Below are 17,695 nucleotides of genomic sequence, written 5' to 3' on the forward strand. Positions count from 1 at the left end.
TGCTGGATGTTAACCTACTATTCACTTTGTCCAAGCACACGAAATATCTCGGCAACAGTCGTAAGACCTTCAACCGCTTTCCTCAAGCCATCCTCTAAGATCGGTATCATTCCTTGCTTTATCGCATGCTCGTAATATTCGTTGTCGGATCGCTTGGAAATAATAAGAGATCGAAGCTGATTATCGATTTGCAGCACTTCATGGATGGCCAGCCTTCCCTTATAACCGGTTTGTCCGCATTCTCCGCAGCCCGCGCCTTTGTATAAATGATTAGCATGGATGCCATGACCAGCAAGAAGCTCTAATTCCTCGTTCATCGGCGTATATCGCTGCTTGCAGAGCGGGCAAATCCGTCTAGCAAGCCGCTGCGCGACGATGCAATTCACGGTAGACGAAATAAGAAAGGGTTCTACGCCCATATCGATTAATCGCGTAATCGAATTGACTGCGTTGTTCGTATGTAATGTGCTGAGTACGAGATGTCCGGTCATCGCAGCCCTTACCGATATTTCCGCCGTCTCGGCGTCGCGAATTTCTCCAAGCATTACGATATTAGGGTCCTGCCGCAAAATAGCCCTCAGCCCCTTGGCGAACGTAAGGCCGGTTAAAGGATTTACCTGTACCTGGTTGACGCCCTCAAGCTGATATTCAACCGGATCCTCGACAGTAATGATATTCACATCATCTTTATTGAGATGGGCAAGCGCGGAGTATAACGTTGTCGATTTCCCGCTTCCGGTAGGTCCGGTTATGAGCACAACCCCATGGGCCATTTCAATGTTTTTGCGAAAAACCTTCTCATTGCGCTCCGATAATGCTAATTTCGAAATGTCGGCAAGCGAGTTGCCCAGATCCAACACCCGAATAACGATCTTCTCGCCATGAATCGTCGGCAGAGTCGAAACGCGGACATCAACCTTCCGATAATCCACATCAAGCTCAACTCGTCCATCTTGCGGAAGGCGACGCTCGGCAACATTCAAATTGGCCATAATTTTAATACGTGCGACAATTATGCTGTGCATGTTAGGCGGAAGCGTTCGCTCTGTCCTCATCACGCCGTCCACTCGGTAACGAATGCGAAAGCTGCCATTTTGCGGATCCAAGTGAATATCGCTCGCTCCCAATTGAACGGCTTGCAAAATAACTTGGTTGACGGTTTTGACGACTGGAGAATCCTCATCCTGTATAGCATGATCCTCATCTAGATCTCTTAGCTGCAAATTTTGAGTGATCTGCTCGATCGTATCCTGCAGACCATAATAGCGATTAATGGCGCGCATAAGCTCATCTTTAGATGCAATGACTGGTTCAACTCTAAGCCCGGTGGCAATCCGAATTTCATCAATTGCAAAGTAGTCCAGCGGATCAGCCATGGCTAGAACCAGCTTATTGCCATCCATCCGAATCGGCATGACACAATGCTGGCTTGCTAGCTTTTGAGAAATAAGCTGTATAATTTTAGGATCAATCTTTTGACGATAGATTTGCACATGAGGAATACCGAGCTGGAATTCCAACACCTCAATAAATTGCTGCTGCGTAATGTACCCTTTGGAAATTAATACATCGCCGAGCCTTATTTTTAATTCCCGCTGCTGAACTAATGCCTGCTGCAGCTGCTCTTCGGTAATTACGCCAGACTCGACTAGCAAATCTCCTATTCGCTTACGGGTAACTGACATAATTTTCACCTACTATCAAATAGATTTCAAGATTGTAGAATTAATTGCGTTCAATTTGCCTTATATAAAACAAATTCCAAAACAAAAATGATACTTAAGACCTATTGTTATCGTAAGTGTAGGAGTATTTTACCAATAAATAGTTTGTTGTTTTTCGTATATAGTCCTTAAGAACCAATAACATTGTACTAGTGGGAAGAATATTGGCGGTATGTGTCGAATGTTACTTTTATTTTACTACATTTTGACTTAAATTGTGCTACTTTTTTTCATTTCAAAAAATAAACTTCATCGATATAAATAATTGAATAACAAAATCATAGCCGCTAGCGATATCGCTTTCATTATGAGTAAGCTCCCTTGAGGAATTGGACATTCGGATTATGTTATACTTTGCTTATGGAACAATGGAAAAAAAATCTGGTCGTGTTGTGGTTCGGACAGTTTCTCGTTATGGCTGGGATGACGATGATCATTCCGTTCTTGTCTCTTTATTTGCAATTCGATTTAGGCTTATCGGATAAGCATGAGATCGGCGTTTGGGCTGGATTTATTTTTGCCGGAAACTTTGTAACGTCATTTATTTTCCAACCGATATGGGGCAAAATGGCCGACCGATACGGTCGTAAAATGATGCTGCTTCGCTCAGGCTTCGGCATGTCGATCGTTATGGTATTGATGGGCTTTGCCACCAATCCGTGGCATCTGCTGCTGCTTCGAATGGTAAATGGTACGATTTCTGGCTTTAATCCTGCTTCAATTGCTTTGATCTCGGCAACGACACCAAAAAATCGGATGGGCTTCGCGATGGGTACGATTCAATCCGGGGGTATTGCGGGTACGATTCTTGGACCATTCATCGGCGGTTTAATGGCGGACACTATCGGTTTCCGCTCCATTTTCTATTTGACGGGGGCTTTGCTTTTTGCGGCTTCGCTGCTTGCTTTGTTCGTCGTAAAAGAGCCCTTTGACCGGATGAAGGCAGCTGCTCGCGAGCAGGCTTCCGTTATTGAAGGATTTCGGAAGCTGAGCGTAATTCCGCAGCTAACGGCATTGTTCGCGGTCACCTTCCTCATCCAATTTGCGATGATGAGTCCGATGACGCTTATTCCGCTCTACGTGCAGGAGCTTCACGGCACAACCGCTAACCTTGCTTTCTTTGCCGGCTTTGTTGGCTCAGTAACAGGTCTCTCCAATTTGGTAGCCTCGCCGCTGCTTGGGAAGCTTAGCGACCGAATTGGCGCTGAGCGTGTGCTTGGGGTCGCGCTTGTTGGAGCCTCGCTTGCTTTTATCCCGCAAGCTTTGGCTGGAACGGTCTGGCAATTGCTGCTTGCGCGCTTTGTGCTTGGCATTTTTCTTGGGGGGCTTATTCCAGCGGTAAACTCCCTTATTCGCAAATACACACCGGACGGCATGGAGAGCCGTTCCTACAGTTTTAACACCAGCACAATGAGCCTCGGCAACATGATCGGTCCGATTACTGGCGGCGCCCTCTCCGGCTGGATCGGTATTCAAGGCTTATTCGTCCTCTCCGCGGTCATGCTAATGATTAACGCAGGGTGGGTATGGCAGTCGCTGCTGCGCAAGCGGCCACAGAAACAACAAGGCAAGGACGGCTGACGCCGTTCAATAGCAATGACGACGTGACGTGAGATGTTGGAGTATAACCAATCTCTCATGTCACTTTTCTTTTTGTGCGGCAGCTCGTCAGCATGTACATCGTCACCTTTCAGCACCATCTTTCTCGGTACGTTCATAGTTGCTTACAGCCAGCTTTCGACCAGCCGCACACGCCGAACTCACGCTGCAAGCGCACATACGTGCTCCTGTCTTTCAGAACACACAGAATTGTTGAATGGGCATCACAACCACCCTACAGCAACAAAAAAAAGCACTGTCCCCCTTCAATAAAATACGAAGTGGCTCAGTGCTTTCTTATTAAATTCATTTGACGATTGCAATCGCAAGACCGTCATATCCGGGCAGCACTGTGCTCTGCAGCCGTTCATCCGACGCGATCATCTCATTAAAGGAACGTACAGCGCGAACCGATGGCCCCTCTTTGGCTGGATCGATCGTTCTGCCTCGCAGCAAAATATTATCGCCTACAATGATAGCGCCAGGATTTGCTAAAGCAATCGCATAATCCAGATAAACCGGGTAGCCTTCTTTATCCGCATCAATAAAGAAGAATTCGAATTTTCGGCCAGATGACTTCAGCTCCTCCAAGCTTTGCTTCGCGTCGCCTACCATGTAGTCTACCTTATCCCCCAACCCCGCCGCTTCCATATGAATCTTGGCTAGATCCGCATAGTTTTGCAGCAGCTCAAGCGATACCAGCTTGCCGCCCTCTCGCAGCCCGCGTGCCAAGCAAATGCCGCTATATCCGCCAAGCGCCCCTATTTCAACGATATTTTCAGCCTTCGATAACGATACTAGCATTGTAAGCAGCCTGCCATAGCCGTTAGCAACCGATATATCGGGCATTCCGTTCGCTGCTATTCCTGCTTTTGCGCGCTCAAGATCGGCATCTGCTCCATAAAGCGAATCCACATAATGTTCGTTCTGCAACATTGTTCTTCTCTCTCCAATTTTACAATTTGTAATAACAACCTAGTTTGTCCTATACTTGATTGTAAGTTTTTGTTCACGGGGTTACAAGCTTTCGCCTTTAATGCGACAGCTTCTGTCGCCAAGAATTGATGAAAAGAGAGTGTAAAATGGAAAAGTTACAGCTAATCGCAACCGCACCGATGGGGCTTGAGGCGGTTGTCGCACGCGAGCTGAAGGATTTGGGCTATACCGATCTTCAAGTAGAAAACGGACGCGTGAATTTCACAGGCGGTCCGATCGATATTTGCCGCACCAACCTGTGGCTGCGTACAGCAGGCAGAATTCTTATTAAAATGGGAGATTTCCCTGCAACCACATTCGACGAGCTGTTCGAAGGCACAAAAGCGCTCGATTGGCCGACGTGGATTCCGAATGACGGTGAATTTCCCGTTAACGGCCGTTCGCAAAAGTCACAGCTTACAAGCGTTCCAGCCTGCCAAAGCATCGTTAAAAAAGCGGTAGTCGATAAAATGAGCGATCGTTACGGTACCGAATGGTTCCCCGAGGACGGCGGACGTTATGTTATTGAAGTTACGCTGATGAATGATCGGGCGATGCTTACCCTCGATACGACAGGCGACGGCTTGCATAAACGGGGCTACCGTAAAATAGCTACCGAAGCTCCGATTCGGGAGACGCTTGCCGCAGCGCTCGTTTCGCTTAGCCGCTGGCGTCCTGAACGGCCGCTTTATGACCCGTTTTGCGGGTCCGGCACAATTTTAATAGAGGCTGCAATGATTGGATGGAATATTGCACCAGGACTTCGGCGAAGCTTTAATAGTGAGGGCTGGCCGCTTATTCCAAATGAGCTATGGGAAGAAGCCCGCGATGAAGCCTTTGATTTAGTGAAGGATGACATCCCGCTTCAAATTGCCGGTTCTGATATTGACCCCGGCGCCATTGAGATTGCGGAGGCTAACATTAAGAAAGCTGGATTTGGCAAAGAGATCAAGCTCTCCGTACAACCCGTCGCCAAGGTGAAGCTGCAAGGCGATTACGGCGTGATCATTACGAATCCGCCATATGGCGAACGGCTCGGCGATGATGTGCAAGCGGAGGCAGCGCTTCGCCAATTCGGTTTAACGGCTCTGCACTATCCGACATGGTCGTATTTCTCGATCAGCCCGTCAACGACGCTTGAGAATTATTTCAACCGTCCGGCGGACAAGAAGCGCAAGCTTTTCAACGGCCGCATTGAATGCAACTACCTGCAATTTTTCGGCCCGCTTCCCCCTCGCGGAAATCGGCAGTAAAGGAATAGAAAGGATATTTCACTTATGTTATCTAGTAGGCAAACGCCATTACGCCATGGCATGAGCACAGTTCTTATTTGGCTTGAGCGTCTTAAAGCTGCCGACCTGCTGCTGTTTGCTGGCGTAATGCTTGCCAAGCTGTATTTGTATTCGGAAATTCTTCATGTCGCTAATATGAAAATGACCGACAAAGACGCTCTGATTGAGCTCGGTGCCGTGCTGCTTTTCAGCTTTTGGACGATATGGCTGCCCGCACGCGGGCGGATTATTTCTCTTATCGCACTAAATGTGATCGCATCCTTTGTTTTATATGCCGATCTCATTTATTATCGATACTTTCAAGATTTAATATCAGTCCCTGTACTGCTTCAATTCAGCCAAGTCGATTCTCTCGGCGATAGCATCGGAACGCTGCTGCGCGCTAAAGATTTTTTGCTTTTCCTTGACTGGATAGTAATTGTACCGTTTGCGTTCTACGCGATATGGAGAGGCCGCGGTGATCTTCGCCGGGCAAATGAGCATCGTCAGAAGACTGCCATTTGGCAAAAAGCGATCGTCCGCGTCGTGCTGAGCGCAGTCATTTTTGTAATCGGCACATCGCTTGTATTCACCAATGTGAATGAAGCCAAGCGTACGTGGGCGCAAGGCGTATTTGTCGGCAACTGGTGGAACCTGTCCATCTATAATGTTACCGGGGCGCTTGGCTTTCACGGCTATGACGTATATCGGTACGTGAAGCAGCACTGGCTCGACGCTGAGACCGTTACGGCCGAGCAATCCTCCGAAGCTCAAAAATGGATCGAAGCGCGAGGCGATCTTCGCGGCAAGCTCGAGGAGGACGCGCTATTCGGCGCCTATAAAGGCAGCAACGTCTTAATGATCCAGCTTGAAGCGTTCCAAAACTTTATGATCAACAAATCGATTGGCGGTCAAGAGATTACGCCTAATTTGAATGAGCTTACCCGGCAAAGCGCGTATTTCAGCCAGTTTTACCATCAAACGGCCCAAGGAAGAACGTCGGACGCTGATTTTACCGCAAACTGCTCGATGCAGCCAGTAGCGAACGGCTCCGTGTTCATCCAATATGCGCCGAATGAGTTCGATTGCATGTCCAAAACGTTGAAGGAAAACGATTATGGGACATCCGTTTTTCATTCCTATGAGGGCGGCTTCTGGAATCGGAATACGATGTATCACAATATGCAATACGATCAGTTTTACAGCTTAAAGCATTTTACGCTGGATGAGAAGATCGGCTGGGCGCTTGGCGACAAGTCTTTCTTCAGGCAATCGCTGGATGTCATATCCGAGCAGAAGCGGCCCTTCTACTCGTTCCTGATTACCCTCTCCAGCCATCACCCCTACACGATGCCTCCAGAGGAGAAAAAACTTGAACTAGGTGAGCTAAAAGGCACGATGATGGGCGATTACTTGCAGGCGATTCATTATGTGGATGCCGCGCTCGGCGAGCTTATCGATCGCATGAAGAAGGAAGGCCTCTGGAACAACACTATTCTGGCGATGTACGGGGATCACGACAATTCCATTAAGGATTGGTCGCTGTTCGAGACCTTCCTTGGCAAGGAGCTTAATGATCTTGAGCGCCAAATGATTTTGAAGCAGGTTCCTTTTCTTGTTCATTTGCCTGGGGATGAGCATGCTGGCACCTATACACAGGTTGGCGGACAGCTTGATGTAATGCCTACGATTATGCACCTGCTTGGCATTTCGACCGCTGATCAATACTTGATTGGAACGCCGCTTTTGACCGACAAACCGCTTACTGGCAAAAAAGTCGTGTTAAGAAACGGTGCATTCACCGATGGTGCCTTCTACTTCAAGCCCTCTACCGATGGTGTCGCGAGGAACGGAACCTGCTGGAACATTCAAAACAGCGCACCCGGCGAAATGAACGCATGCTTAATCGAGTACGAGAGCGCGCGCACCGAGCTGAACATGTCCGACCAAATCGTCATGAACGATTTAATCGATGACTTCAAGGAACAAACGGCTTCGGAAGCGCGTGGCAATAGCGACTTGGAAACCGTTCGACGTTAATAAATGGCAATGTCTCAGTTAAGGCTGACTGAACCCTTGAAGCACTCCGTTACTCCGTTAAGTAAACGATGTAATTTGTGTCACACCATTCTATTGCACAAACTACAACATAACGTCTCCGTGTGCTAAGTTAGCTTATGAAGCTGCCTCCTCCATAGCAGGGGCGACCAGCATAATAACGATACAACAAAAAAAGGCTGTCCCACCAAGTCATCGACTCGAAGGGAAAGCCTTTTTTTCTACTTCCCATGCTGTGCCAGCCAGCCCAGCACATCATCTATTGTCTTCACCGGCACGACTTTCAGATCAGGCGCGCTGCTGCGAGCCTCTTCTTCTAACGCCGCCGGCACAAAAAATACGTCGGCGTCCGTGCGGCTGATCGCGTACGCCTTTTGCCTAATACCGCCGATAAGTCCAATGGAGCCATCCGCTTCAATTGTACCTGTACCGGCTACCTGAATGCCATGCGTAACGCCGCCGGGCGTCAACTGATCAATTAGCGCGAGCGTCAGCATCGCGCCATGCGATGGCCCTCCGATATGCGCCATGAACCGTTTGTAATCGATGCTGCGTGGGATGTCGAGAAGCAGCTCCGTTTGTACTGAAATACCGAATATGGGCCGTATTGGATCATCATCCGATGCCCTAGTGATAACATCCACTTCGACGGATTTACCGTCTCTTCGCAGCTTAACGGCAACTGTTTCGCCAGGTTTAACGGCATTTGACATATAAGCCGTCATGTCAACAATCGAACGCACGACTTGTCCGTTCAGACTATCAATAATATCGCCTGCCTGAAGCCGTTGATCAGCTGGACTGTCTTTCACGATGGCAATCACTCTGACACCATCCGCCGAGATGCCCTTCCCCACGCCTGCCTTCTGCATAGCAACCGCGGCAGCCACGCTATTAGCATCCGTCTTCATAAGGACGACCTGTGCATAGGATTCCGACAGCGGAGGCTCATTAGCTGGTATTTTCTCGAAGCTGTACAACGGCAGAAGCTTCGCATACAACCAATCTGCCGGCACGGCCGGCCTATCAAATACGAGCACGCCATTAATTGTGCCAACCTGCTTGCCGCCTTCTACATGCGCGTATCTATTCATATTCAGCGTCATGCCAGGATAAGTTACGCGATAGCCTGTAGGGCAGAGCAATACCACTAACAGCACAATCGTAATGAGCAAAGCTGCTGCCCCTCTCTTTGGCAACCACAGAACCGTTAAGCGCCTTCTCCTTGCGCTTGAAGTCCGCTCCTCCAATTGCAGCAGCTTTGCCGCACGCGCGCGCTCCAGCCCCTCGCTGAGCAGCATATCCGCAAAAACAAGAGGTGCCGCAGCACCTATAATAATGAGCAGCTGAAACAGCTTCTCCGGCGCAAACAGTACGAAGCTCGCCCCGATAATTCCTAATACTGCTATAAAAAGCCGCAATAGCTGCAATAAAACAAAAAAGCCCAGCTTCCTGCGCTGCTGCCACGCGCCTAACAAAGCGCCAAACGCCCAGCTGAGCGGAACGAGCGCAAGCAAGTTGAACAGCCGATCGATCATTTCGATCCACTGCATCCCACTTCCGGTTCTAAGCGGCGCCGGCAGCCAAATAAGCTCTGCCCCAACCAAGCAAGCTAGGGCAAGAGCGAGTCCAAATAAATAATAGCATGCTGGCTTCAGCATCTGTTCTTCCTCCTAAGCTTCCATTGACTAGCCTATGTCTCAGCCGTAAAACAAACAAAAGACCCGACGATCCGAATCGCGGGTCCTACTTCGTTTGCAAATATTGGCGCTCTTCCGATTCAATGCCCCTGTCTCTCAGCTCGCCCTTCTCTATATCTTGAATACGCTCAAGCCACTGCGAAGGGGGATGGTTCATACGGCGCGCATGATCGAGCAGCTGCGCATATTGACCGCAATTGTCATAGCCTCCGAGCTTGCGCACGACCTCGATATATTCGACGACAAGCACTCTTGCATCTGCAGGCGTGTAGCCATATTCGGCTGCCAACGCCTCAACAATTCCACGCTCATACAAGCTTAACCTGACCTGCGTTTTCGCTTTCATGATAGATCCACCTGCTTCCCGTATAAATATGGTAGCCGACAAGCTTCAAATGAGCCTCCCACCGTTCGGAGCAAAAGACGACCTGATTGCCGAGCCGAAGCGAATCCAGCTTCGTGCCTTTGCGAGAAATCGTAATTTGTTCATAAAACCAATGCTCATCTTTATTTAATTGTACTGCTTTATGTACGATTTTTCCAGTGTCATTGTCCGCCATCGGACCTATTATAATGTCCGGATGGGATTCGCAAGGGTCGCTCCCTTTGACCGCCGCCTTACGGTGAGCATAGATGAAGGAAGCCCATGCCGGCGAATCGGACAAAAACAACAACGGCTCTACTCGCTCTGGCACCGACGTCAGCTCAACAACCAGCACGCATGGACGACCTCCATCCCATGACTCCTTTGCCGCCTTATGCGACCATTTGCGAGCCTGCGCTATCGATATCGTCGTATAGAAGCCCTCTCCAAAATCTTTGCCTGGCCGCCAATATGGCGAATTCAACAGCTTTTGACTAAACGATTGCACCGTATCGCTTGTCGTGCCGTGATATAACAGCTGCGGCGTCGTTATGTCCACCCTTGTACTCCTTTCGAATGGCAATAGCCTATATTTGCGCAAAGACCCTGCGATGAAAGCTATCGCAGAGTCTCGTTGTGTGTTCAGCCATATAGATCATGTTATTTTTTAATATACGGAAGGATCTTCTGGATCGCTTCATCCTCGGATGCCGCCTTTATATAACGGCCGTTAACAAATATGAATGCGTACCGGGCACAGGGCCCGCAGTAAGATTTGCAGCCGACACGCACTTCCGTGTCAGGCACCAGCTTTTGCAGCTTGGGAACAATTGATTTCATCTTCATGTGCTTGCATTTGTCGCAAACCATTATATCGTTAGCCATTATTCAACTTCCTATTTCAACCAGATTCGGATGATGCTTAGTGATCGCCGTGGTTGCCCTTAGTTGGATTCGTAACGGCAAAGCCTTCTTCAGGCACATAGAAATAATCGATGCGTACGCCGTCTAGAAAAGCGTTATCCTTCTCCAAAATAACGTCGATTCCTTTGTCCGTCGTGACGACAATATCTTTCTCCGTCGGTTCGTCGATGCCCATGCCGTAATGCGCATGATCACCGTGCGAGTGAGTAACGTACACGCGCAGCTTTTTACCTGTATTCTCAGGCTTGTCCAGCTCTTCTTGAATAACTTTTGCAGCGTTTTTGGAAATTTTGCAGTTCATTTTTTATCCAGCTCCTCTTATCGTTATGCCTTGAGGCAATGATCATAATTTCATATTATACTTGGTCTCCATTCTACGGGCAAACCATTCCGCCAGCAGCATCGTCACCGCAATATCATCTATTGGCAAAAAAGGCAGCGGCAGCACATCAGGCAATACCCAGTAAAGGAAAACAGGTATGGTAAAAATCAGCTTGTCCAGCAAGGAAACGTTCTTAGAACGAAGCAGTTGGAATATTCGAGCAAACGTCCGCTGCCAATGGCGCAGCGACAGCATTTTACGCATCAGAAATCCCTCCTTCGCTGTTCTTTTCCGATTATTATAGCATAACCATGTCTTCCATACCTACTCCGCACCAACGCGGCCGATAGCCGCTAAAGACGAAGCGCCTCTAGCAGCAGCGGCTGCAGCTCAACATAGATGTTGTCAAAATTGCTCATCGGCAGCGGATTTTCGCCATAGCCCGCTTCTACCGTAAATCCCGGCCTGCGAAAATGTTGAATGAACCAGTCCTTATAGCCCGCATCGCTGCCCGTCAGCTTGACCGGCACATAGCCGCTAACCTGCCCTAGCCTTCGTGCAAGCTCCTCCGCCTCTGCCGGCTCGTAATCACGATAGTTCCAATAGATTTCCCGACCCTGCGTATGAAGCGCCACAACAGCATCAAATCCAATCGTTTGCGCAAAACGAGCCATCGCGATTGCCTCCGGCTCGCTTAGCGGAAACGGCCCAGGGTAGTCTCGCGGACCAGGTCCTGCGATTCCTCTGCGCTTGCATTCCTCTTCCCAGAACGCAGGAAATTGATCATTTAGATCAACGCCCCTCACATTCGCTTTCCAGCCGTTAAACTGCTCGGAGCCTCCGTTCCATTCCATCAGCTGTCTATAAAATGGATGCGTCGGCATTGCGCCGTACTGCGCAAGCTCAACGCCATCGGGATTTACCATCGGGACTGCCCATAGCGTCACTTTCCTGCACAGATCCTCCACTTGCTGATTGCCGATCGGGTCGCCGGTACAATAGGCTGCGGACAAATCCGCGACAAATCGCATAAGCAGGGCAGAGGTTATCCATTCGTTCGCATGAAAGGAGCCATTCATATGAATAAGGCGCGGACCGTTTCCGCAGCGAAGCGCTAATATCGGCTTGCCCATCACGCTTTGTCCAATGACATGCGCCGACAAAAAAGGGTATTTGCCCGTCAGTTGCCTTACGCCCTCCGTTAAATCGAGATAGCTATAAGTTTGTAAGGAATATATCATGATCGCCTCCTGACGCATCAATTTGTTCCTATCATGCTATGCGGCGAAGCACATGTCCTATGAAGCAAATGCAAAAAAGAAGCCGTGCCTTTGGCAGGCCCGGCTTCCGTTCTTCCATTTAACCGCGTATTATGCTTAGACGATATTTGGTATTTGCCAGACGACGGGCGTTAGCTCAATTTGCTCGCCAAGCCACTGCTGGGTAATCGACTGGAACATTTTCGTATCGCCGCTGCAAAAAAACTGATGGATCGGCACAATGCCGCCTCGAGACAGCTTGCTTTGGTTATGCAAAATCGTACTGATCTCGCGTGCAGTCTCGTCTGCTGAGCTGATCAGTTTAACGCTCTCACCCATTACCTCGGATATCGTCTCCGACAGAAATGGATAATGCGTGCAGCCGAGAATTAACGTATCCATCGGGTATCCGCGCAAATGGCCAATGGAGCTGCGCACCGTCTCATACGTTTCAAGCGAACGGAATTTCCCCTTTTCCACCAGCGGCACGAAGCTCGGACACGCCAAGCTGACCACCTGCACATGGGGAGACAGCTTGCGCAGTGCCTGTTCGTATGCGCCGCTCTTGATCGTGCCTTCCGTGCCGATAACGCCGACGCAGTCCGTCACCGTCAGACCAATTGCCGCCCTAGCGCCAGGATTAATAACGCCTACAACGGGAATTGCCACTCTAGAGCGGATATCGTCAAGTCCTGCTGCGGTTGCTGTATTACATGCTATAACAATCATTTTCGGATTAAACTGTATAAGATAATCAACAATCTCTCTCGTAAAGCGGACGATCTCCTCAGTAGAACGTGGACCGTAAGGCGTCCGAGCCGTGTCTCCGAAGTAAAGGATTTTTTCGTGCGGTAGTTGGCGCATGACTTCTTTGGCAACGGTTAGGCCGCCTACGCCTGAATCTAGTATCGCAATCGGTTGCTGCACAAACACACCGCTTTCCTAAACAAAGTGTAATGAATCGAGACAGAATAGCATATGAAAACAGGCACAAAAACGTACCTACATCTTATCTTAAAATTGGACAAGGTTCAACGTAGATTCATGATGAAAAACACGGCAGCCGCTGCTCATCTATGGCCGAAAAGGCTGTAAAAAATGGGCTGTCCACCAGCTCTTTTTTCTTGTTGACAGCTTAAATGTCGTCGACGCTTGGAACTGGCGCCGGGTGTTTCACATCAACTTGCCTGTACGTATCCTTGCAACGATATTAATTGCAATTTCACTTAGCGGCAAGAAAGCAGAAGGCCCTTCATGGTTATTTTAGGCATCGGAATCGGTCTCGTTATGCCGCTTCTCACGCTCGTCCTGCGGGATCGCCTAAAGCGCCATATCTGCTTTAAGAAGGACCGCGAATGACTACGCAATGTAGCTTCGGGGTCTCTTTTTGTTCTAGCAGCTTGTTTCGATAGCTAGATTTCGGGTACATACAATTAAAACCATTTCAAGCAGCGTAATCCCACTTATACATTCAAGGAGGAAATTTTGATGACAAAAAATCAACAATCGATTGGCCGCTTGCAAGGAAAAGTAGCACTCATTACGGGGGCTGGCTCCGGAATTGGCAAAGCAACCGCTTTGAAGTTCGCACAGGAAGGCGCGAGCTTAGCTCTCCTTGATGTCAAGGAAGCCGCAATGGAAGAGGTTTGCCTCAGCATCCGGAAGTATAACGTAGATTGCCTAGCGATCGAAGCCGACATCTCGGATGAAATTCAAATGGCGAACGCCTATCGGCAAGTACAAGAACATTATGACAAGCTGGATATCGTCTATGCCAATGCTGGCATTAACGGCGTTTTGACCCCGATCGAGCTTATGGATTTCGACGACTGGAATACGACGCTGCAAACTAATTTGAGCGGTACCTTCCTCACCGTTAAACATGCTATCCCTTTATTGAAGGATAAAGGCGGCAGCATATTAATTACGGCTTCCATAAACGGCAACCGCGTTTTTTCCAATATTGGCTTCAGCGCTTACAGCAGCACCAAGGCGGGACAGGTCGCGTTCGCCAAAATGGCAGCGCTGGAGCTTGCCAAGTATAAAATTCGCGTCAATGCGATATGCCCTGGCGCAATTGAGACGAATATCGAAGAAAACACCGAGCGGATGCCCGAGCTTGCGCGCGTAACGATTCCCGTTGAATATCCGCAAGGGAGCCAGCCGCTTGAGCACGGACCCGGAAGCGCAGACCAAGTAGCCAAGCTTGCTTTGTTCCTCGCTTCAGAGGAATCCAGACATATCTCAGGCACAGCTGTCTACATTGACGGTGCAGAATCATTGCTTCGCGGATAATGCTTATTTTTTGCTAGCCAAAATCATATATACAGGAGTGGGAGCCAATGTTCAAAGAATGCTTGCACCATTCGCCCGATCTCAAATGGGCTTATGCTTACGACCGCGATACCTATCATCTCAGGCTCCGCACCAAAAGAAACGATGTCGAAGAAGCTGTAGCGGTAACGGGTGACAAATACGACTGGGATAACTATCGTCTGGATGTTCAGATGGAGAAAATTGCGGCGGACCCTTTATTTGACTATTGGGAGGCGGTGGTTAAACCGGAGCAGCGGCGCTTTTCTTACGGGTTTCGCGTTCGCAGCGGCGAAGAGACGCTATGGCTTATCGAGAAAGGCATCTTTGAGGAGCAGCCTGCCCCAGCCGGCGGGTATTTTGATGTTCCATACATACATGCCATCGATCTGTTTGACGCGCCCGAATGGGCTAAGGACGCGATATTTTACCAGATCATGCCGGATCGCTTCGCTAACGGCGATACAAGCAATGATCCCGATGGCGTGCGCCCTTGGGGCGAGCAGCCAAGCGAAGAATCTCACTTTGGCGGCGATCTGCAAGGTATCATCGATAACCTTAGCCATCTAACGAATTTAGGCGTTAATGCGATTTATTTGACGCCTATTTTCAATGCTCCCTCCAATCACAAATACGATACGATCGATTATATGCAAATCGATCCGCAGTTCGGGGATGCAGAGCTGGTTAAGCAGTTGGTGAAAGCATGCCATGACCTCGATATTCGTGTCGTGCTTGATGCCGTATTCAATCATACCAGCGAGCAGTTTCCTCCTTTCCAGGATGTGCTGAAGCACGGCGAAAGCTCCAAGTACAAGGACTGGTTCCATCTGAACGGCTTCCCCGTAGAGGTCAAGGATGGCGCTGCCAATTACGCAACCTTCGGCTTTTATGGCAATATGCCCAAGCTGAATACGGCAAACCCCGAAGTAAAGCAATATTTGCTTGATATCGCTGTTTACTGGATGAAGGAAGCGGATATCGACGGCTGGAGGCTGGATGTAGCCAATGAAGTCGATCACGCCTTTTGGCGGGAATTCCGTACTGCTGTCAAAAAGGAGAAAGCCGACGCCTTCATAATCGGAGAAGTATGGGGCAATTCGCTCAATTGGCTGCGTGGGGATGAATTTGATTCCGCGATGAATTATCCGTTCACGAATTGCGTTTTGGACTTTTTCAGTTCGTCTGAGCGAAAAGCCTCGGATTTCGCCGATCAAATTAATCGGTTGCTCATGAGGTATCCTCAGCAAACCAATGAGGCTCTATTTAATCTTCTATCCAGCCATGATGTCACGCGTTCGGCAACTGTGCTTGGCGGCAACAAGCTGCGTTTAAAGCTTGCCGTCGTATTTATGTTCACTTCTATGGGTATTCCTTGCGTTTATTATGGCGATGAAGTCGGTTTGGATGGAGGGGACGATCCGGATTGCCGCAAATGCATGGAGTGGGACCAAGGCAAGCAGGACCGCGAGCTGTTTGACTTTTATCAGCTATTGATTGCGCTGCGCAAGCAGCATGCTGCCCTCCGCGACGGGCGGTTTCGCTTCCTTCATGCAGATAATGAAAAGGGAGCTTTGATTTTTGAGCGTTTGAATAATGAGCAGCATTTTACGCTGTGGATCAATAATACGGAGGACTCCCTAACGCTTGCGCATGTCATGGAAACAGACGATTGGCGTGATGCCTTTACAAATGATGAGGTTGCGACGATCGATAATCAGCTTCAACTCGAGCTCAAGCCGCTCGACTTTCGAATTTTATACCGGGACATTTAATTTTGTCGCTTCGGTTTCAAAGCTGCATCTATAAGGTTAATGGATCCTAATCGTTAACGGACGCTCGCAGCAATTACTCATAATGGATTGGGGGAAATTTATTTGAAAACACATACTGATTGCATTGCCATGTTATTAGCTGGCGGAGAAGGACGTCGCTTAGCTCCGCTTACGAGTCAGTCAGCCAAGCCTATCATTCCTTTTGGCGATCGCTTTCGCATGATCGATTTCCCGCTGAATAACTGTGCAAATTCCAATATCTCGACAATTGGCGTCCTTACGCAATACTGCGCGGATACAGTCCATCAATATATAGCAAACGCTAAATATGAGTTTTCCGAAATTAACGCTTCCGGCGGTGTCACTCTACTTCCCTCCTCGCGCAAGTGCTTGGCAGGTTATGCAGGAACTGCTGACGCGATTTATCAAAACATGGATTATATCGACAAGCAAGCACCTGAGCATGTACTTATTCTCTCTGGTGACCATATTTATGAAATGGACTATACGCCTATGCTGGAATTTCATAAGAAGCAAAGGGCAGCAGCTACCATTGCCGTCAAGCAAGTGGCTTGGCGCGAAGCAAGCCGCTTCGGCATCCTTGCAACCGATGAGCAAGCTCGCGTTTGCTCCTTTCAAGAGAAGCCTGAAGAACCGCAAAGCAACTTAGCATCCATGGGCATTTATTTGTTCCGATGGGCAGATTTAAAGAGGTACCTGCTGGAGGATGCCGCTAATCAAAGTTCCAGTCACGATTTTGGGAAGGATGTCATTCCGTCCATTCTCTCTTCTAAAGCTCACATGGCAGCATACACATACGACGGCTATTGGCGGGATGTCGGTACAATCGAAAGTCTATGGGAGGCAAACATGGACCTTTTGGATGGCGAGCTGCGTCTGGCTGCTAACGACAATCAAGTGCTGTCCGAAAGTCATTCAGCCGCCGATAAGAGCTATTTGAATCCCATTGCCACGATTACGGATTCCATTCTTCATCCGGCATCCACCGTGGAAGCGGAAGTGACCCGCTCCATCGTATGCGCTGGCGTGTCGATTGGGCTAAACAGCGAGATTTACGAAAGCATCATTATGCCTGGCGCAACAATCGGTAGAAATGTCACCATTCATCGCGCAATTATCGGTGAAGGAGCCGTTATTCACGACGGAGCCTACATCGGCCGATTGAATGACGAAATATGTGTAGTTGGACCCGGTGAAGCGATTACCGCAGCGTCTCCATCCAGAAACGATTACAATATGGAGCCGCTCTCAACCCTTCTTCGTGCAGACCCCATACATCATCACACCAATATTGTTGGCTGACTCGCGACTATGCCAACGAACAAAAAGGCAAGCTGCCGGAGCCTCAGCTCAGAGCAGTTTGCCTTTTTCTTCAACCTTATCACGCATG

16 protein-coding genes are annotated in these 17,695 nt (G+C 49.0%); 6 read left to right on the top strand and 10 right to left on the bottom strand.

Going from position 1 to position 17,695, the window contains the following annotated elements:
- Nucleotides 1-17: 17 nt before the first annotated feature.
- Nucleotides 18-1,685 carry a GspE/PulE family protein gene (locus AC2TDN_RS22940; RefSeq protein ID WP_484690295.1) on the bottom strand — a complete coding sequence of 556 codons (1,668 nt, stop codon included), beginning with the start codon at nt 1,683-1,685 and terminating at the stop codon, nt 18-20.
- 399 nt (nt 1,686-2,084) lie between these two features.
- Here AC2TDN_RS22940 and AC2TDN_RS22945 point away from each other — a divergent pair, with 399 nt between their 5' ends.
- Nucleotides 2,085-3,305: an MFS transporter gene (locus AC2TDN_RS22945; RefSeq protein WP_484690296.1), complete on the top strand. Its 1,221-nt coding sequence runs from the start codon at nt 2,085-2,087 to the stop codon at nt 3,303-3,305.
- Between the two features lie 324 nt (nt 3,306-3,629).
- On the opposite strand, the gene AC2TDN_RS22950 is transcribed toward AC2TDN_RS22945, so the two are convergent.
- Nucleotides 3,630-4,259 carry an O-methyltransferase gene (locus AC2TDN_RS22950; RefSeq protein WP_484690297.1) on the bottom strand — a complete coding sequence of 210 codons (630 nt, stop codon included), beginning with the start codon at nt 4,257-4,259 and terminating at the stop codon, nt 3,630-3,632.
- A gap of 146 nt (nt 4,260-4,405) precedes the next feature.
- On the opposite strand from AC2TDN_RS22950, the gene AC2TDN_RS22955 reads away from it, so the two are divergent.
- Nucleotides 4,406-5,551 carry a THUMP domain-containing class I SAM-dependent RNA methyltransferase gene (locus AC2TDN_RS22955; protein WP_484690298.1) on the top strand — a complete coding sequence of 382 codons (1,146 nt, stop codon included), beginning with the start codon at nt 4,406-4,408 and terminating at the stop codon, nt 5,549-5,551.
- A 24-nt stretch (nt 5,552-5,575) separates the two neighbouring features.
- On the top strand, nt 5,576-7,609 hold the full coding sequence (locus tag AC2TDN_RS22960; protein ID WP_484690299.1) for an LTA synthase family protein: 2,034 nt from the start codon (nt 5,576-5,578) through the stop codon (nt 7,607-7,609).
- Nucleotides 7,610-7,848: 239 nt separating this feature from the next.
- Here the strand turns inward: AC2TDN_RS22960 and AC2TDN_RS22965 are convergent, their stop codons facing one another.
- The 8 genes from AC2TDN_RS22965 to racE all read right to left on the bottom strand — a co-directional run bounded on the left by AC2TDN_RS22965 (nt 7,849) and on the right by racE (nt 13,123).
- Nucleotides 7,849-9,288, bottom strand: coding sequence for a PDZ domain-containing protein (locus AC2TDN_RS22965; protein WP_484690300.1), 1,440 nt, complete (start codon nt 9,286-9,288; stop codon nt 7,849-7,851).
- Nucleotides 9,289-9,373: 85 nt separating this feature from the next.
- The gene (locus tag AC2TDN_RS22970; protein ID WP_484690301.1) at nt 9,374-9,673 is read right to left on the bottom strand and encodes a hypothetical protein; all 300 of its coding nucleotides are present in this window, start codon (nt 9,671-9,673) and stop codon (nt 9,374-9,376) included.
- The gene (locus AC2TDN_RS22975; protein WP_482068940.1) at nt 9,636-10,250 is read right to left on the bottom strand and encodes a DUF3990 domain-containing protein; all 615 of its coding nucleotides are present in this window, start codon (nt 10,248-10,250) and stop codon (nt 9,636-9,638) included. The genes AC2TDN_RS22970 and AC2TDN_RS22975 overlap by 38 nt, the downstream gene beginning before the upstream one ends.
- A 101-nt stretch (nt 10,251-10,351) precedes the next feature.
- Nucleotides 10,352-10,576: a YuzB family protein gene (locus AC2TDN_RS22980; RefSeq protein ID WP_482068939.1), complete on the bottom strand. Its 225-nt coding sequence runs from the start codon at nt 10,574-10,576 to the stop codon at nt 10,352-10,354.
- A gap of 37 nt (nt 10,577-10,613) precedes the next feature.
- Complete coding sequence (locus AC2TDN_RS22985) at nt 10,614-10,916, bottom strand: iron-sulfur cluster assembly accessory protein (RefSeq protein WP_484690302.1); 303 nt, start codon at nt 10,914-10,916, stop codon at nt 10,614-10,616.
- 42 nt (nt 10,917-10,958) lie between these two features.
- Nucleotides 10,959-11,201 carry a hypothetical protein gene (locus tag AC2TDN_RS22990; protein WP_169082095.1) on the bottom strand — a complete coding sequence of 81 codons (243 nt, stop codon included), beginning with the start codon at nt 11,199-11,201 and terminating at the stop codon, nt 10,959-10,961.
- An 89-nt stretch (nt 11,202-11,290) separates the two neighbouring features.
- Entirely contained in the window at nt 11,291-12,178 is an 888-nt protein-coding gene (locus tag AC2TDN_RS22995; RefSeq protein WP_484690303.1) for a M14 family metallopeptidase, read from the bottom strand.
- A 135-nt stretch (nt 12,179-12,313) separates the two neighbouring features.
- Nucleotides 12,314-13,123 (bottom strand): glutamate racemase, encoded by an 810-nt coding sequence (gene racE / locus AC2TDN_RS23000; protein ID WP_482068935.1) that lies wholly within the window; start codon nt 13,121-13,123, stop codon nt 12,314-12,316.
- Between the two features lie 561 nt (nt 13,124-13,684).
- Here racE and AC2TDN_RS23005 point away from each other — a divergent pair.
- The 3 genes from AC2TDN_RS23005 (at nt 13,685) to AC2TDN_RS23015 (ending at nt 17,607) form a co-directional block, all read left to right on the top strand.
- A complete protein-coding gene (locus AC2TDN_RS23005; protein ID WP_484690304.1) occupies nt 13,685-14,491 on the top strand; it encodes an SDR family oxidoreductase in 807 nt (268 codons plus the stop codon).
- Between the two features lie 47 nt (nt 14,492-14,538).
- On the top strand, nt 14,539-16,284 hold the full coding sequence (locus AC2TDN_RS23010; RefSeq protein ID WP_484690305.1) for an alpha-glycosidase: 1,746 nt from the start codon (nt 14,539-14,541) through the stop codon (nt 16,282-16,284).
- A gap of 102 nt (nt 16,285-16,386) precedes the next feature.
- Nucleotides 16,387-17,607, top strand: coding sequence for a sugar phosphate nucleotidyltransferase (locus AC2TDN_RS23015; protein WP_484690306.1), 1,221 nt, complete (start codon nt 16,387-16,389; stop codon nt 17,605-17,607).
- Nucleotides 17,608-17,695: the final 88 nt, after the last annotated feature.

The organism is Paenibacillus sp. Y660, from assembly GCF_057221575.1.

What these genes read in the sequence shown, in the direction of transcription:
- AC2TDN_RS22940 (WP_484690295.1), bottom strand. Translation starts at nt 1,685, where the DNA reads ATGTCAGTTACCCGTAAGCGAATAGGAGATTTGCTAGTCGAGTCTGGC.
- AC2TDN_RS23010 (WP_484690305.1), top strand. Translation starts at nt 14,539, where the DNA reads ATGTTCAAAGAATGCTTGCACCATTCGCCCGATCTCAAATGGGCTTAT.
- AC2TDN_RS22945 (WP_484690296.1), top strand. Translation starts at nt 2,085, where the DNA reads ATGGAACAATGGAAAAAAAATCTGGTCGTGTTGTGGTTCGGACAGTTT.
- AC2TDN_RS22985 (WP_484690302.1), bottom strand. Translation starts at nt 10,916, where the DNA reads ATGAACTGCAAAATTTCCAAAAACGCTGCAAAAGTTATTCAAGAAGAG.
- AC2TDN_RS23005 (WP_484690304.1), top strand. Translation starts at nt 13,685, where the DNA reads ATGACAAAAAATCAACAATCGATTGGCCGCTTGCAAGGAAAAGTAGCA.
- AC2TDN_RS22960 (WP_484690299.1), top strand. Translation starts at nt 5,576, where the DNA reads ATGTTATCTAGTAGGCAAACGCCATTACGCCATGGCATGAGCACAGTT.
- AC2TDN_RS22995 (WP_484690303.1), bottom strand. Translation starts at nt 12,178, where the DNA reads ATGATATATTCCTTACAAACTTATAGCTATCTCGATTTAACGGAGGGC.
- AC2TDN_RS22950 (WP_484690297.1), bottom strand. Translation starts at nt 4,259, where the DNA reads ATGTTGCAGAACGAACATTATGTGGATTCGCTTTATGGAGCAGATGCC.
- AC2TDN_RS22970 (WP_484690301.1), bottom strand. Translation starts at nt 9,673, where the DNA reads ATGAAAGCGAAAACGCAGGTCAGGTTAAGCTTGTATGAGCGTGGAATT.
- AC2TDN_RS22980 (WP_482068939.1), bottom strand. Translation starts at nt 10,576, where the DNA reads ATGGCTAACGATATAATGGTTTGCGACAAATGCAAGCACATGAAGATG.
- AC2TDN_RS22955 (WP_484690298.1), top strand. Translation starts at nt 4,406, where the DNA reads ATGGAAAAGTTACAGCTAATCGCAACCGCACCGATGGGGCTTGAGGCG.
- AC2TDN_RS22990 (WP_169082095.1), bottom strand. Translation starts at nt 11,201, where the DNA reads ATGCGTAAAATGCTGTCGCTGCGCCATTGGCAGCGGACGTTTGCTCGA.
- AC2TDN_RS22965 (WP_484690300.1), bottom strand. Translation starts at nt 9,288, where the DNA reads ATGCTGAAGCCAGCATGCTATTATTTATTTGGACTCGCTCTTGCCCTA.